This is a genomic window from Francisella sp. AG1 (assembly GCF_057683165.1).
Genome location: NZ_CM173135.1, coordinates 1,386,733 through 1,403,526 on the forward strand (window position 1 = coordinate 1,386,733; position 16,794 = coordinate 1,403,526).

Here is a 16,794-nt window from a genome sequence, read left to right on the forward strand (position 1 = left end):
ATGTTATAATATTTAGAAAAAATGTCATCATATAGCCAAGATTTCAGAGATATCGTAATAACTAAATATAAAGAAGGCCTAACAGACAAAGAGCTAAGTAATTTTTTTAATATAGATATCCGTACTACTAGATCTTGGATAAACTTATACGAGACAACTGGTGATTATAAATCTAAGCAAGGCTTGGGTTGCGGTAGAGTAGCAACCTTTACAGATAAGGAAGCGATAGAAAGCTACTTAAGAACATATCCAGATGCAATGGCTTTAGATATTAGAGAAGCATTAGCTCCTGAAATACCTAGAAGCACATTTTATGATTGTCTTACCAGACTTGGTTTTAGTTTTAAAAAAAGACACCTAAATATAAGCAAAGAAAAGAACAAGATAGGCAAAGTTTTATAGAGGTTGTTGAGACTATTGAACCTAACAAACTTGTATATTTAGATGAAATGGGTATGGATAATAAACAGTCTGTACTAAGAGGATGGTCTCTTGTTGGTAAACCTAGCTATGGTGAAGTTATTGCTTATCAAACTCAGAGAAAAAGTATAGTTGCTGGTTATAACTATTTAGAAAAGAAGATTATAGCACCGCTAGAGTATACTGGATATACAGATACTCAAATTTTTAATCAGTGGTTTGAAGAGCATTTATGTCCTGAGTTAATTCCAAAGACTACTGTTGTTATGGATAATGCTAGTTTTCATAAGTCTCCTAAATTGGCTAAAATAGCAGAGAAGTTTGATATACAGATACTATACCTTCCTGCTTATTCTCCTGATTTAAATCCTATAGAAAAAATTTGGGCCAATTTTAAAAGAATTTTAAGAAAAGTAAATAATTCTTTTGATAATTTATCTGATGCTATTACTCACGTCTTTAGCACAATATTATCAGATTAACTATATCTCCAGCCATAGGAGCTTGAATTATGGGGAAATCTAATTTTAATGGATTTTCACACATACTTGACCTTAAACACTTTCTTTAAAACTTCAACTAATCTACATCAAAACTCTTCTCTTATCCAAGCATAATACTAAGCAGCATTTTCATCAAGTAAATGCTTTACCATACTGAAATTATATTTAAAATTGAGACTGTGCTATAAAAAACTTTTGTTCTAGAAGAAAATATGAGATATTTTTAAACCCCATCATTCAAAATATAGAAAATTAAAAAATTAAGGGCCAATACTTTATCATAGTATTAATCATATATCTATAAATCTTTTTTTATTATATTTCTAGCTTATATAATTACCTCAAAGCTATAGAATTATCTATGTTTAATACAAATTAAGGAGATAAACAACAAATATGATAAAACGTAAAATTTTTGTAGGCCTAGCTCTATCTATCGTAGCATTAGCAAATGCTACACCTATTAACTCAACACAAAACAATCTAAAAAATCCTAATACAATAATATTTGTATGGGATGGCTTAAGACCAGATTCAGTATCACAAACCACTACCCCCAATCTTTACAACTTAGCTAATCAAGGAGTATGGTTTAAAGATAATCATTCAAGCTATCCTACTTTCACAATGATGAATGCATCAAGTTTTGCTACTGGTGATTTTGCTGGTAAAACTGGCTTCTATGGTAATACTTTATGGCAAAATAAAGCTAAAGGTGTCGATTCAGAAAATAAGAAGATAGATTTCCAACAACCTGTCTTTACTGAAGATTATAAAATACTAGAAGATTTAGATAATGTCCCAGAAGCACCTCTTATTGAAGTTACAACTCTTTTTGAAAAAGCTCAGGATGCTGGATTTATAACAGCTGCTGTAGGTAAATCTGGTGCAGCATTTATGCAAGATTATGGATCTAAAGGAATTATTTTTGATGAAAAACATGTCTATCCCGAGAGCTTTGCTAAGTATCTAAATGACAAAGACTACCCTCTTCCAGTTGATACAAAATATAGTTATAAAAACTTTAAAATAAATTCTAAAGAAAACCCAACAAGCTATGGAAGCATCGCAACGCTTAAAGATGGGGTTACAACAGATCCTATTGCTAGTGATAAGTCTCCTTATAATAAAAATAATACGTATCTTATGAAAAGCTATCTAAATGAAGTCATGCCTAAATTTAACCCTCAACTTAGTGTAGTATGGCTTAGAAACCCTGATACTACTGAACATAATTATGGTGTTGGATCAAAAGCATATTATGATGCACTTAAAAATCAAGATTTACTACTAGGTTTACTAATTAATAAACTCAAAAAGAATGGGGAATGGGATAAAACAAATCTAGTCATTGTTTCTGATCATGCTCATAGTAACGTATCTGGATCATTAGATGAATTTCCATTAAGAAATATTGATGAAAAAACTCATGATATCAGTAAAGTTGATAATATAAGTGGTTTCTCAGTATCTGGGGATTTTAGACCTGCAGATTTACTATCAAGAGCTGGGTTTAAAGCTTTTGATGGTTCTGGGTGTGAATACGACCCAGTTCTAACAGGGATAAAAAAAGATGGAGAACCTGTATACCCAACAAAATATGATACAACTGATAAAATATGTGGTGGTGAAGTTAAAGTTGTAGATCAAAACGGTCATAGAGAAACTAACCTTGGTAGAAAATATACCACTCCTGCATACATGGTGCCTAAAGATTTACCTAAAGACAGTATTATAGTTGCAGCTAATGGTGGTAGTACATACCTATACATACCTAGCCACAATAAAACTTTAGTAGAGAAAATAGTGAAATTTCTACAAGCTAGACAAGAGTTTGGGGTAATCTTTGTTGATAGCTCACGTTATGGAGAAATCCCAGGTACATTGGCACTTAAGACTGTAAAACTAGAAAATGGTTCAAAACGAAATCCTGATATAATTGTTGGCAGTAACTTTAACGATACAGCAAGAATTCAAGGCTACTCTGGTACAGAATTTAATAGTAGTGGTAGTGATAGAGGTATGCATGGTTCATTTAGCCCAATTGATGTTCATAATACTTTAATTGCATATGGCCCAAGTTTTAAAAAACATTTTACTGACCAATACCCTACTGGAAATGTTGATTTAGCTCCTACAATAGCTCATATATTAGGAGTAGACTTAGGTAATACAGATGGTAGAGTCTTATTTGAAGCTTTAAAGGGACAAAAGATTAACTACAAAATAAAACCTTATCAAATCTCAACAACAACAGTTGATGGGATAAGTTTACAAAGTGCCGAGAGTCCTGATGGAAAAATAATCATCCCAAATAAATCAAAATATAAAACAGTATTATCAATAAAATCTTTATATATACATAATAAAGTTTATCAATATTTTGATAGTGCTAAAACTATAAGGTTCTAAACTAATATCTTAACTCTTTTTTTAATATTGACATATCTAATTGGCCTTGCCACTTAGATATAATTATAGTTCCTATAGTATTGCCTATCATATTTGTTATAGCACGTCCTTCTGACATAAACCTGTCTATACCCAAAATTATAACAATACCAGCAACAGGCACAACTCCTAAAGCGCCAAGTGTACTAGCTAAAATGATAAAACCACTGCCTGTTACTCCGGCTGCTCCTTTTGAACTAATTATCATAATTAATAACATAAATACCTGTTGACTCAATGTAAGCTCTATACCTAGTGCTTGTGCGATAAATATTGCTGCTAGTGATAAATAAATAGCAGTACCATCAAGATTAAAAGAATACCCTGTTGGTATTACCAAGCCAACTACTGATTTATCACAACCAATTTTTTCTAATTTTTCCATAAGGTTAGGTAAGACTGTTTCTGAAGATGATGTTCCTAATACAATAAATATTTCTGTTTTTATATAACCTAATAATCTAAAAATACTTACCTGACAATAGAGCTTTAATATAAAGCCTAAAAAAACCATAATAAATATAAAACATGTAATGTAGAAACATAACAATAACCCTAGTAAGCTTAAAAGAGTTCCTGCCCCATACATTCCAATAGTATAGCCCATAGCAGCACAAGCTGCGATTGGCGAATAATGCATAATAACATGAATTATTTTAAAAAATACTTGGGATAAATTTTGGATACCTAAAAGTATAGATTCTCCTTTTTCACCATACATAACCAAACCAACTGCAAATAAAATTGATATAAATAAAACTTGTAAAATATCTCCTTGTGTAAAAGCTCCTGCAAATGTATTTGGAATAATATTCATAAAGAATCCTTTAATATCATCAATATGCTCTATATTACCCATATAAGCCTTGGCCGCACTTGCATTTAAAGAGTTAGGGTCAATGTTCATACCTACACCAGGTTTTAAGAAATTAGCTATAATCATGCCAATAATAAGTGCAACAATAGTCATCGCAAAAAAATATAATAATGCTGAACCTCCTATTTTTCCAACCTTTTTTAAATCTCTCATTGCAGCAATACCAGAGACTAATGTTAGAAATATAATTGGGGCTATCATAAGTTTGACAAGCTTAACAAAAACATCTGCAAAAGGTTTTAATGTTATAGCTACATTTGGTGCAAATACACCTAACAGAATACCTATAAATATTCCTAATAAAACTTGAGCGTATAAATGACGAAATATTTTCATTTGATCTAAAAAAATTAAATAAATAATTCTTAAAATATATGTATTTATCTGCTATATGTAAATTAAAATACTATTTTTTATGAATAAAAGCAATCTTTTAGAGATGCCTAATATTAACATTTAACTCTCTGTTTACTAAAAAATTTGCATCCTTTAAAAAATAAAAACATAATAAAACATGTGTGCTCATAATTAGGAAATAAAATGTCAAATGAACAAAAAGGAGTTCTTTGTGGATTATTTACTGGTCTAGTTCTATCTATTACAATCATTTTGATTGGAACAATTTATGATCCTTTTCATCTTAAAGAAATTAACAACAAGCTTACCATAGCTTTTAAAGCTTTAATTATTCCGGGAGTATTTTTAGTAATAGCTATAGCAAGACTCGCTAAACATCGCTTTTTCAATATTGAAGACATAAATGGTAGTGGTCTTACAAGCGGATCTCAACAAGCTAAAATATTACAAGCCTTAATTCAAAATACCTTAGAACAATTTTGCATAGCTCTTATTGCATATACTGCATGGGCAACTATAATGCCTCTAAGTAGCATGACTACTATAGTATTTGCAGCAATTACTTTTGGAACTGGTAGAATATTATTTTTTATAAACTATAACAAAGGTGCAAGCGCTAGAGCCCTAGGTTTTACATTGACATTTTATCCATCAGTAATAATGATTATAATAACTTTAGCCTATATGTTATAACCATAGCAAACAAAGAGCACCTATAGATAAAATATAAAAATAATTTTTTAGTTAGCTATTGCTACTGCTTCAATCTCAATCCTAACATCTTTAGGTAATCTTGAAACCTCAACACACGATCTTGCAGGATAGTCATTATCAAAGAAAGAATTATAAACATCATCTATAACTTTAAACTCTGTCATATCTTTAATAAAAATAGTAGCTTTAATAACCTTATTCAAGCTTGACCCCGCAGCTTCAAGCACAGCTTTTAAATTTTGCATAACTTGGATTGTTTGCTCTTTGATACACTCTCCAGAGAGAGTACCATCGGCTCTCAAACCTATTTGCCCAGAGGTATATACAAAATCACCTATCTTTATTGCCTGCTCATATGAACCTACTGCTTGCGGTGCATTAGTTGTATTAATTTTTATTTTTTCCATTAAATATCCCTCGCTATTTTATAAGTTGGATCCATTTCTTCAAATACACAGTATGGACCAGCATTTTTTAAAACTTTACGACAATCTTCACTCAAATGTTTAAGTGTAACTTTTTTACCTAAATCTAAATATTTTTTAGTAATATCATCAATTGCCTCCGCTCCAGAAATATCCATTACTCTAGAGTTTGCAAAATCTAAAATTATATTTTCAGGGTCAAATTCACTGTCAAATAAACTTTTAAAAGAGTTAGTTGAGCCAAAAAATAATGGGCCAAAAAATTCATACATTTTTGTATTCTTATTTTCCCTATGAGTTCGTGCATGAACTTGGGAGCTCTTCCAAGCAAAAACCAGCGCTGAAATTATAACCCCAGATATTACAGCTATTGCAAGATCAGAATACACTGTAATTGCTGTTACAGCTACTAATACAACTTTATCTGGATTTGGCATATAGCGTATACGATTCACACTTTCCCACTCAAAAGTATTTATACATACCATAAACATAATTCCAGCAAGCACAGCTACGGGAATATACGAAATATAACCGGACAAAACTACTACAAAAGATATAAGTAACAGAGCCGCTGTAAGTGATGACAACCGCCCTCTACCACCGTTTGTAAAGTTAATAATAGATTGCCCAATCATTGTACAACCTGCCATACCACCAAAAAACCCACACACAATATTACCAGTACCCTGAGCAATACACTCCTGGTTACCGCTACCACGCTTATTATCCATCTCATCTAAGACAGACAAAGTTAAAAGTGACTCAATCAACCCTACTAATGCTACAATAATTGCGTAAGGCAAAACTACTAAAAATGATTGCATTGTAAGGTGAATATTAGGGATTGAAAAACTAGGAAATGCTCCTGAGATATCTGCTAAATCTCCAACATTCTTTGTATCAAGTTTAAATATTATAACAATTGCTGTAATTGTAATAATAGCAACTAAACCAGAGGGTATTTTATCCGTTAATTTTGGCAAGAAATACACAATTAACATAGTAAAAGCAACCAGCATGTACATAGTTATACCTTCACCACGAAATAACGGAATCTGAGCTAAAGCAATAACAATCGCTAAACCATTAACAAACCCATACATTGCAGGCTGTGGAACTAAACGAATCAGTTTTCCTAAGCGTAAAAGCCCAATACAAACTTGAATAACCCCTGCCATAATCGCACACAGTAAAATATACTGCAAAATATAACTGCTAAGCTGGTCAGAGGCTGTTAATGTATGTAACAACTCAGGAGATAAAGATTGCTTAATTTGGATACCTAAACCAACTAATACAACAGCTACAGCTCCTGTTGCTCCTGAAATCATACCTGGTTTACCACCAATTAAAGCTGTAATTAAACCAAGAATAAAAGCTGTATACAAACCTACAGTAGGAGAAACTCCTGCAATAACAGAAAAACCTATAGCCTCAGGAATAAGTGCAACAGCCACTACAAAACCAGATAATACATCTGATTTAATATTTTTTCCTATGAAATTATCTTTATAATTCAACTATTTACTACCAATTTTTTAGCTTCTTTAAAGGTTAAATTCTAACATATTTTATTATTTAGTTTAATTAATGTTTAAATTCATACCTAATTCTTAGTACAATAAATTATTAAAATATACAACCTCAAAAAATAATATAAAAATGATCAAAAAATCTTTTTTAACTCTTACTCTAGTTTGCATTTTCAATATTTGCTTTGCTGATGTGATTAACATCTACGCTCATAGAGGGCTAAGACCACTTAGCCCTGAGAACACTCTTGCTGCGTACACACAAGCATTACGTATTGGCGTTGATGTGATTGATATGGATATCAACATGACCAGAGATAAAGTTCTTGTTGTAACCCATAATTTAACTCTAAACCCTGATCTAACAAAAGATAAAAATGGTAATTGGATAAAACAAGCAACCCCTATAAAAAATCTCACCTTAGCAGAATTAAAAAAATACACTATTGGATATATTAAACCTAACTCTGCTACTGCAAAGATGTATCCTAATCATATTGGTATGGCTAATATTCATATACCAACACTAGAGGAGGTTATTAACTATATTAAAACAAACGTAGGAACTAGAGTTAGACTACAAATTGAGATAAAAACAGACCCTTATGATCCAAAAGCTAGCTGGTCAGCAAAAGAAATGGCTGAAGCTTTAAACAAAGTATTAATAAAAACACAAATGGTAAATAATGTTGAAGTACAATCTTTCGAATGGCAAGCTTTAGTCGATTTACAAAAACTAAACCCTAAAGTTAAAACAGCATATTTAACAGACCATAGTAGTGAGCCTATGAGTAAAGAGCAAGCTAAAAATATGACCAATTACGATAAATGGACAGCTCCCTTAAACCCTAGTGATTTTAATTATAATTACCCTCTAATGGTACATAAATTAGGTGGGACATTTTGGGAACCTTATGAAAAAGATTTAATAAAAGCAGACCTTAATAAAGCTCATAAACTAGGTGTAAAAGTTGTTACATGGGGATGGACTGAGAATGAAGGTACTGATTTTAATTATGCTGTTATAAATAAGCTAATTGATTGGAAGGTTGATGGAATAATAACCGATAGACCTGATATATTAAGAGGAGTTGAAACTGCAAAAGGGTTAGACCTACCTCCTGCATATCCAAACATTCCTTTTCCAACAAAAATGTAATATCTTAACAATAAAATATATCTGATAGATAAATTCTATTGACCGATATAGTAACTTAAAATAGACTATCTATAATTTCAATTAATTACCATCAGAAGAATGAATATTCTTAAACCTGCAAAGGCAATTACTCAACTGCCTCAGGATAAAATTACACAAAAATACCCTCACTGGCGCCTAAGAATGTTTTTAGTAGCTTATATAGGTTATTTCACATATTACTTTGGACGAAGTAGTTTTGATGTTTCAAAACAATATATAACCACTCTAACCCCTGAAGAACTTGGGTTAATTGGCGCTGGCCTTGGAGTTGCTTATGGTTTTAGTAAATTTATCATGGGTAACCTCTCTGATAGAAGTAATGCCCGAGTATTTTTAGCAATTGGACTATTTATCACTGGTTTCATAAATCTACTTTTACCTAGCTTATTGTCGCTTGGTGTACTGGTTATGTTTATAGTTATGCTCATAAATGGTTGGGTGCAAGGTATGGGTTGGCCAGCTTGTGCTCGTATTATGACTCATTGGTTTTGTGCAAATGAACGTGGTACAAAAATGGGGATATGGAATACAGCTCATAATGTTGGAGCTGGTTTTTTAGCTATAGCTGTTGTTCCTATGGGACTATTTTTATTTAATGGTAACTGGCATGGTCTATTTTATATTGCCGGGTCATTATGCCTTATTGTTGCTACTCTAGTGCTAATATATGGCGCAGACACACCACAATCTGTTGGATTACCTGCTATAGAAATTTATAAAGGGTACACAGATGATCAGATCAAGCAAGAAAAAGAATTTTCTGCTAAAGAAATACTTTTTAAATATGTATTAAATAACAAATGGATTTGGTTAATAGCAATAGCAAATGCTTTTGTATACTGCGCTAGATACGGGATGCTTAGCTGGTCAACATATTACTTAGTGCAAGTTAAACATATGTCTGCAACTACTGGACTTTTAGGCTTTGCGCTATTTGAGCTCCCTGCAATACCAGGTACCATAGTTATAGGCTGGTTAACTGATAAATATTTTGGTAGTAAAAGAGCTCCTATGAGTGTAATATGCATGATATTATTTATTGTTGCTTTAACGGTTTACTTTAATAGCAACACCGCATTGGTTTTATTATTATCACTATCTGCCATGGGAGTCTTAATATACGGGCCAGTAGCATTAATAGGTATACTAGCTTTAGATTTAGTGCCAAAAAAAGCTGGTGGTACTGCAGCTGGTTTTACAGGATTATTTGGCTATTTCCTCGGTACAGTAGGAGCCCAAGCAGTTATTGGAATTATCGCAACATATTTTGGTTGGGATGCCGTATTTTATTTTCTAATTAGTTCATGTATTATCGCAACGATACTATTAGCTATATGCTGGAATCTAAAGAGCTCAATTACTCATAACTAAAAATAAAATACTCAACACCCTCGATAATTATTATTTAGAAATAATCGTGTTATATTATGTTTAAAATTAAAAAAAAATCATTATGTGAAAAACTAATATGCAAAAAAAAAATAAATGCTAATCATTATAATCAAAATTCTGAATTACAAAAAAAAATAGCCTTAAATGTTTTTAATTATCATCTGTTCATTCAAAAAGAAAAAATATTAGACATAGGTTGTGGAGATGGCGAAGTAACTAAATCACTATCAGCATATGGACAAACCACAGGTATCGACTCTTGTAAAAATATGATCGATTTTGCATTAAAATATAACTCAACTCCAAATACTGAATATATAAACACCCCTTTTTTAGAACTTAAAGAAAGAAAGAAATTCTCTTTAATAACTGCTTTTAATTCTATATATTGGTGCGGTAACCTAAATGAAATATTTAAAAAAATTGCGACTTTGCTAAATGCTGATGGCAAGTTTTTAATTGTAACATACCCTAAAGAATCTCCATATTGGATACCAATCATTAACCTTCTCAACGAAGATAAATGGAAAACTTGGAAAAGCTTGTCGATCACTAAGCATTGGCTTACAACAGAGGAATATTGCAATTTAACTAAAAATAGTGGGCTTAAACTAAGCTTTTGTGATGTAAGTATAGAAAACGTTTATTATAAAAGTTCCAAAGAATATATAAATTATATCAAAGGGTGGCTACCTTTAATGTTTGATAATTCATTTCCTATAGATAATTTTATAGATGATTTAATCAAAAGTCTTTGGAATGATACCTCTGCTTTAAATATGAAATATAAAAAAGTAATTCTTTATGGAAGAAAAAAGTAAGTTAAATAAACTTAGCCTTTAAACTATTATCAATTAGCTTTAAAACTTGGGTCTCAGATAAATCTAAAGCTGTAATTATTTTTCTATAATTATCATTAACATACCCACCAAAATATGCTGGATCATCTGAATTAATAGTTACTTTAACACCTTTCTCTAAAAGAATACGTGCAGGATGAGTTGATAAATCACTATTAACATTTAAGCATTTATTAGATAGTGGACACATAGTTAAAGCTATATCATCTTTTATAATTCTTTGTATTAATGAATCATCTTCCAAAATTGTATTACCATGATCTACTCTATCAACCCCCAACATATCAACAGCTTCCCAAACATATTCAACCGGACCTTCTTCTCCAGCATGTGCAACCAAATATAAACCTTCTTTTTTAGCTATATCAAATGCTCTTTTAAACTTTGAAGGTGGATTTCCTAACTCACTACTATCTAAACCAACTCCAATAAAACTTTCTCGAAAATCCATTATTTTATCAAAAGCTCTTAAAGCATCATTCTCTGATAGATGGCGTAAAAAACAAATTATTATATTAGCTCTAATACCAAAGTCTATCCTTGCTTGCTTTATAGCGAGATTTATTCCAGTAAAAACTTCTAACAAAGATATTCCTCTTTCTAAATGTGCTTGAGGATCTACAAATATTTCTGTATGTGTTACATTATCCTGATATGCTTTCATTAAATAAGAGTATGTTAAATCATAAAAATCTTGATCTGTTAACAGTACCGACATCCCTTGATAATACAAGTCTAAAAAAGCTTGTAAATTGTTAAAGCTATATGCTTTCCTAATTTCATTTATAGACTTATATTTTAGTTTAATATTATTTCTTTTAGAAAGTTCAAACATCATCTCTGGCTCTAATGTTCCTTCTAAATGAAGATGAAGTTCGGCCTTTGGTTTTGCTAGTATTTCCTCAAAAAGCATAATAATCACATATTAGAAAGTATGTCTCAGATATTAGCATATTAAGTTAATATCCTTAATATATTTCGACAATTCTCATAAGAAATATTTATCAACTAAATAACTAATTACTATTTGACTAAAATTAGAGGTTTAAATAGAATCAAGTTATGTCTTAAATTTATTTTAAATTTAGGGTTAACTTTTGGTGTAATAAAGTAAGATTTACCTTTTACCTAGGTATTCATATAAATTTGATCAACTTTATATAGAGGAAATTATAATGCTAAAGAAAATTGTTACAGCTTTAGGAATGTCTGGGATGCTACTTGCTTCTAATAGTGCTATGGCTGATGATAAAAATGATGGTACAGCTTCACCACAGAGTGTTGACTTGTCTCCTTTACGTAATCTAAATACTTTAGATAGCCCAATGAGCAGCAGTTATAACTATCGTGATGCTTTTAAGAAGCTAGATGTCGAACAATTAAAAAAAGATATGAAAGAGCTTCTAACACAATCACAAGATTGGTGGCCTGCTGACTTTGGCAATTATGGGCCATTTTTTATCAGACTTTCTTGGCATGATGCTGGTACTTATAGAATATTTGATGGGCGTGGTGGGGCTAATCGCGGACAACAAAGATTCTCTCCTCTAAATAGTTGGCCTGACAATGTCAACCTTGATAAAGCTAGACAATTGCTATGGCCAATCAAGCAAAAATATGGGAATACTGTATCTTGGTCAGATTTAATCGTACTAGCTGGGACCGTATCTCTTGAGTCTATGGGCATGGAACCAATAGGATTTGCCTTTGGTAGAGTTGATGATTGGCAAGGTGATAATACTAACTGGGGATTATCTCCTGAAGAATTATCTAGCAATATAAAAGATGGTAAACTTGTCAAACCTTTCTCAGCTACTGAGATGGGTTTAATATATGTAAACCCAGAAGGTCCTAATGGTATACCAGATAAGAAAAAAGCTGGTGATGCTATTCGTCAAGCATTTAGTGGTATGGGTATGACTGATAAAGAAACTGTAGCGCTAATAGCTGGAGGTCATACTTTTGGTAAAACACATGGTGCTGTACCAGCCAAAGATCTAAAAAAAGATATAGGTCCTGCTCCTGATAAGGCTCCAATTGAACAACAAGGTTTAGGTTGGCACAATAGCTATGGTAGCGGTACAGGTGACAATACTATGGGTAGTGGCCTAGAGGGCTCTTGGACTACTACTCCAACCTACTGGAGTCATGATTTTTTAAACAATTTATATAACTTAGACTGGAAAAAAACTCTTAGTCCAGCTGGAGCACATCAATGGACTCCAACAAATGCTAAAGAAGAAAATATGGTTCCTGATGCACATAAACCAGGTGTTAAGCATAAACCAATTATGTTTACTACTGATTTAGCAATAAAAGAAGATCCAGGGTTCAATAAGTATGCTGAAGAATTCTATAAAAATCCTGAAGAATTCAAATATGAATTTGCAAAAGCTTGGTTTAAACTTACTCATAGAGATATGGGGCCTAAGTCCAGATATATGGGACCATGGATTCCGCAGCAAAACTTTATTTGGCAAGATCCTGTACCTACAGCTAACTATAAGCAAGTATCTATACAAGATATTACTCAACTTAAACAAAATATTATTAACTCTGGCCTAACTAACCAGCAACTTATAAAAACAGCTTGGGACTCAGCCTCTACCTTCCGCAAAACTGATTATCGTGGTGGAACAAATGGAGCAAGAATTGCATTAGCACCAGAAAAAGACTGGGAAATGAATGAGCCTGCTAAGCTTGAAAAAGTTATAAATAAGCTTAAACAAATTCAAACCAACTTTAATAATAGTAAAGCTAATAATACTAAAATATCTTTAGCCGATCTAATTGTACTTGGTGGTAATGTGGCTGTTGAGCAAGCTGCTAAAGAAGCTGGCTATAATATAGAGATTCCATTCGTACCTGGTAGAACCGATGCTACTCAAAAACAAACCGATATAGAATCTTTCAACTACTTAAAAACTAAAGCTGATGGTTTTATAAACTATACAGATGACAGTGTAAGTTCAGATAAATTACCTCAGGCGTTGGTTGAGAAAGCTAGCATGCTTAAGCTTAACCCTCCAGAAATGACTGTACTAATCGGAGGTCTACGTGCTTTAAATGTAAACTATAATAATTCTCAAGAAGGTATTCTAACCAACACACCAGGTAAGCTTAATAATAGCTTCTTTGTAAACTTATTAGATATGTCTACCCAGTGGAAAAAATCTGTTAATAACAATGAAGAGTATGTTGGGATAGATAGAAAAACAGGTAAACAAAAATGGACAGCATCTTCTGTTGATTTAATTTTTGGATCAAACTCAGAGCTTAAAGCTGTAGCCCAAGTATACGCTGAAAACGGTAATGAACAAAAATTTGTTGATGACTTTGCCAAAACTTGGCACAAAGTCATGATGCTTGGTAGGTTTGATATTCAAAAATAATTTCTAATAAACTATTCCTCATAAACCTATTGCATATTAAATCTTTTGATTTAATATCTTTATATAAGCCTTTATATTTTAGATCTAATATGACCATAAACCTATATCATAAGAATGACTATTTAAGACAGAATAATGATATTTCTAAAAAAGAAAATTTCTCACCATTTAGAAGGGATTATGCAAGAGTAATCCATTCATCTTCATTTCGTCGACTCCAGGCTAAGACACAAATATTCCCAAGTTTTGAAAATGATTTTTTTAGAAATAGACTCACACACTCTCTTGAAGTAGCTCAAATAGCAAAATCTATAGCTATTAAACTAAATATAGAAAATAACTTAAATATAGATTATGACCTAATAGAAACTGCAGCCTTATGCCATGATATTGGTCACCCACCTTTTGGGCATAATGGTGAAATTGCTCTTAATAAAAAAATGCACGAGTTTGGAGGATTTGAAAGCAATGCTCAAACTCTACGCCTAATATCGCATACTGCAAAAAAAAACATTGATCAAAAACAAACTTTTGGTCTAAATTTAACCTATAGAACGCTTGCAGCTACAATCAAATATGATAATCTCATCCCTAAAATTTGTGACCTAGGAAAAGTAACAAAAGGCTACTATAGAGAAGAGTTAAATTTATTGAATGATATAAAAAAGAAAATTTTAGAACCTTATAAGCAATATATAGATGAAGAGTATAAGTTTAAAACGATTGAATGCTATATTATGGATGTTGCTGATGATATAGCCTATTCGACATATGATGTTGAAGATGCTCTCAAAGGTGGATTTATTGATCCGCTTTCTATGGCTAGTATAGACTCTAAACTTTTGGCTAAAATTCATGGTGCAATGCCTGATGAATTAAATATTACAAAAAGTGAAATTAAAGAGATACTTAAAAATATTTTTTCTGACTACATAGATTTTGATGCAGATAGTCGAGATATTTATAAAATATCTAAAAACATTGCTAACAATAGCTTACTACGCACAAAATTAACTTCCAAACTAGTTAATAATTGTATTCAAAATATTAAAATAGACCTGAACAAAGATATTCCTATTATTTCAAAGGTCTACTTAAGTAGCGAAATTAAAAAACAAGTTGAAGTTCTAAAAAAATATATATTATTTAAAATAATAAAATCTCCAAAACTAAATGTTCTAAGATATCGTGGTAGAGAAATAATCTCAGAGATCTTTGATATTTTAATTAGCTCTAGATCTGATGAGAGCTTACTGCCTGATGATATTGGAACTATTTTTTACAGTACACATAGTACCCAAGGTCAGGCTAGAATAATCAGTGATTATATATCATCAATGACAGATCGATATATAATTGAGCTTTATAACCAATTTAAATCTGACCCATCTTCAATGATTTTTAAGCCTTTTTCATAAACAATCCAGATGCTACAATACCAATTAAGGAAACAATTCCTGCAAATACAACTAAATACACTGGCACTAATAAACTTCCTGTCGCTGAAATAAGAAAAATCGTCAAAGCAGGTACTCCTGCTGAAAATACCAAATAGCCTAGATTATAAGCTATTCCATACCCTCTACACCTATATTCTATACCAAAGAAGTTTGTGATGATTACATTATATGTTGAAGCAAAAAATCCCATAATTATTGATAACAAAATAAAACAACCGAAAACATTCGTTCCAGCTAGCATATTTTTATAAAAAATAGGTGTGATAGCCATCGACATTAATATTAAAAGCACCATCATTTTAGACTTAGATACATAGTCGCTAATAAAACCACCAGCTAAACAGCTAATAGCCATAATAATTGATCCAGAAAGTAGTAAATTTGATAGGTCAAATTTTGAAACAACATATAGTTTATGAAAAGATGGTAAAAACATATATAGTTGGGTTGTTAACATAGCAATACAAGCTACCAAGGCTATTCCTATCATTATTTTTATAATTAACATATACCCATGTAAACTTGATTCTTCTATTTTTTCTCTAGTATGTGGAACATCTACAATATTTTTTCTTAAGAAGAATAGTATAAATGTAAAGCAAGCACCTACAAAAAAACCTATTCGCCAACCATAATTTTCTATAAAAGTGTTTGAGGAAAAATGATCTAACAAGAACAATATTAAAGAAGTCATCATAATCCCAATACTTAAGCAGCAGAATACCATACTTGTTACCAAGCCTTGTCTTTTAGGATAATTTTCAACTATATATACTACAGATACAGGAATCTCTGCCCCAACTGCTAAAGACTGTATACAACGTAAAACCACAAAAAGTATAGTTGCCAATATGCCAATACTTTCTATCGTAGGTAAAAAAGTTAATATAATTGTAGAAAAAAACAATAATATCATATTCAAACGTAAAATAAATGCTCGACCCTTCTTATCAGCAATATAGCCAAAGCCCCAGGCTCCAAGCGGTCTAATGACATAACCAACAACATAAACTAAAAAAACTAATAGTGTATTACTAATAGTACTACTTTCATTAAAAAATTTTCTTCCAATAGAAACTGCAAAAACATAGTATATTGCTAAATCATAATATTCAAATGCAGCTCCCAAAGTTGAAAATAATATTTTATTATATTTTTTCATTATTTTTAGGGGTGTAGATTTTTTATATATATTAGTCAAATAAAA

Annotated in this window: 13 protein-coding genes; 8 read left to right on the top strand and 5 right to left on the bottom strand. The window is 31.5% G+C overall.

The window, feature by feature from the left end; translation table 11 throughout:
* The first annotated feature begins 21 nt into the window (after positions 1 to 21).
* A protein-coding gene (locus ACR0PV_RS07200) for an IS630 family transposase (RefSeq protein WP_488172194.1) occupies positions 22 to 902 on the top strand; the annotation gives its coding sequence in 2 pieces (ribosomal slippage) (positions 22 to 346 and positions 346 to 902; 882 coding nt in all).
* A gap of 417 nt (positions 903 to 1,319) precedes the next feature.
* Positions 1,320 to 3,335, top strand: coding sequence for an alkaline phosphatase family protein (locus ACR0PV_RS07205; protein ID WP_488172451.1), 2,016 nt, complete (start codon positions 1,320 to 1,322; stop codon positions 3,333 to 3,335).
* A 1-nt stretch (position 3,336) separates the two neighbouring features.
* On the opposite strand, the gene dctA is transcribed toward ACR0PV_RS07205, so the two are convergent.
* Entirely contained in the window at positions 3,337 to 4,587 is a 1,251-nt protein-coding gene (gene dctA / locus ACR0PV_RS07210; RefSeq protein ID WP_488172452.1) for a C4-dicarboxylate transporter DctA, read from the bottom strand.
* 204 nt (positions 4,588 to 4,791) lie between these two features.
* Between dctA and ACR0PV_RS07215 the strand changes: the two genes are divergently transcribed.
* A complete protein-coding gene (locus ACR0PV_RS07215; protein ID WP_488172453.1) occupies positions 4,792 to 5,301 on the top strand; it encodes an MAPEG family protein in 510 nt (169 codons plus the stop codon).
* A 47-nt stretch (positions 5,302 to 5,348) separates the two neighbouring features.
* Here ACR0PV_RS07215 and ACR0PV_RS07220 read toward each other — a convergent pair whose 3' ends face one another.
* Together ACR0PV_RS07220 and ACR0PV_RS07225 are read right to left on the bottom strand one after the other, a co-directional pair.
* Positions 5,349 to 5,729 (bottom strand): Rid family detoxifying hydrolase, encoded by a 381-nt coding sequence (locus tag ACR0PV_RS07220; protein ID WP_488172454.1) that lies wholly within the window; start codon positions 5,727 to 5,729, stop codon positions 5,349 to 5,351.
* The gene (locus ACR0PV_RS07225) at positions 5,729 to 7,270 is read right to left on the bottom strand and encodes a SulP family inorganic anion transporter (RefSeq protein WP_488172455.1); all 1,542 of its coding nucleotides are present in this window, start codon (positions 7,268 to 7,270) and stop codon (positions 5,729 to 5,731) included. Before ACR0PV_RS07225 ends, ACR0PV_RS07220 begins: the two co-directional genes overlap by 1 nt.
* A 136-nt stretch (positions 7,271 to 7,406) precedes the next feature.
* Here ACR0PV_RS07225 and ACR0PV_RS07230 point away from each other — a divergent pair, with 136 nt between their 5' ends.
* The 3 genes from ACR0PV_RS07230 to ACR0PV_RS07240 all read left to right on the top strand — a co-directional run bounded on the left by ACR0PV_RS07230 (position 7,407) and on the right by ACR0PV_RS07240 (position 10,696).
* Complete coding sequence (locus ACR0PV_RS07230) at positions 7,407 to 8,441, top strand: glycerophosphodiester phosphodiesterase (RefSeq protein ID WP_488173980.1); 1,035 nt, start codon at positions 7,407 to 7,409, stop codon at positions 8,439 to 8,441.
* Between the two features lie 99 nt (positions 8,442 to 8,540).
* On the top strand, positions 8,541 to 9,854 hold the full coding sequence (locus ACR0PV_RS07235; protein ID WP_488172456.1) for an MFS transporter: 1,314 nt from the start codon (positions 8,541 to 8,543) through the stop codon (positions 9,852 to 9,854).
* Between the two features lie 56 nt (positions 9,855 to 9,910).
* Positions 9,911 to 10,696 carry a methyltransferase domain-containing protein gene (locus tag ACR0PV_RS07240; protein WP_488172457.1) on the top strand — a complete coding sequence of 262 codons (786 nt, stop codon included), beginning with the start codon at positions 9,911 to 9,913 and terminating at the stop codon, positions 10,694 to 10,696.
* Position 10,697: 1 nt separating this feature from the next.
* Here ACR0PV_RS07240 and ACR0PV_RS07245 read toward each other — a convergent pair whose 3' ends face one another.
* Positions 10,698 to 11,648, bottom strand: coding sequence for an adenosine deaminase (locus ACR0PV_RS07245; protein WP_488172458.1), 951 nt, complete (start codon positions 11,646 to 11,648; stop codon positions 10,698 to 10,700).
* A gap of 262 nt (positions 11,649 to 11,910) precedes the next feature.
* Between ACR0PV_RS07245 and katG the strand changes: the two genes are divergently transcribed.
* Together katG and dgt are read left to right on the top strand one after the other, a co-directional pair.
* Positions 11,911 to 14,127 carry a catalase/peroxidase HPI gene (gene katG, locus ACR0PV_RS07250; RefSeq protein ID WP_488172459.1) on the top strand — a complete coding sequence of 739 codons (2,217 nt, stop codon included), beginning with the start codon at positions 11,911 to 11,913 and terminating at the stop codon, positions 14,125 to 14,127.
* Positions 14,128 to 14,216: 89 nt separating this feature from the next.
* Positions 14,217 to 15,545: a dGTP triphosphohydrolase gene (gene dgt / locus ACR0PV_RS07255; protein ID WP_488172460.1), complete on the top strand. Its 1,329-nt coding sequence runs from the start codon at positions 14,217 to 14,219 to the stop codon at positions 15,543 to 15,545.
* Here dgt and ACR0PV_RS07260 read toward each other — a convergent pair.
* A complete protein-coding gene (locus ACR0PV_RS07260; RefSeq protein ID WP_488172461.1) occupies positions 15,529 to 16,749 on the bottom strand; it encodes an MFS transporter in 1,221 nt (406 codons plus the stop codon). The genes dgt and ACR0PV_RS07260 overlap by 17 nt on opposite strands.
* Positions 16,750 to 16,794: the final 45 nt, after the last annotated feature.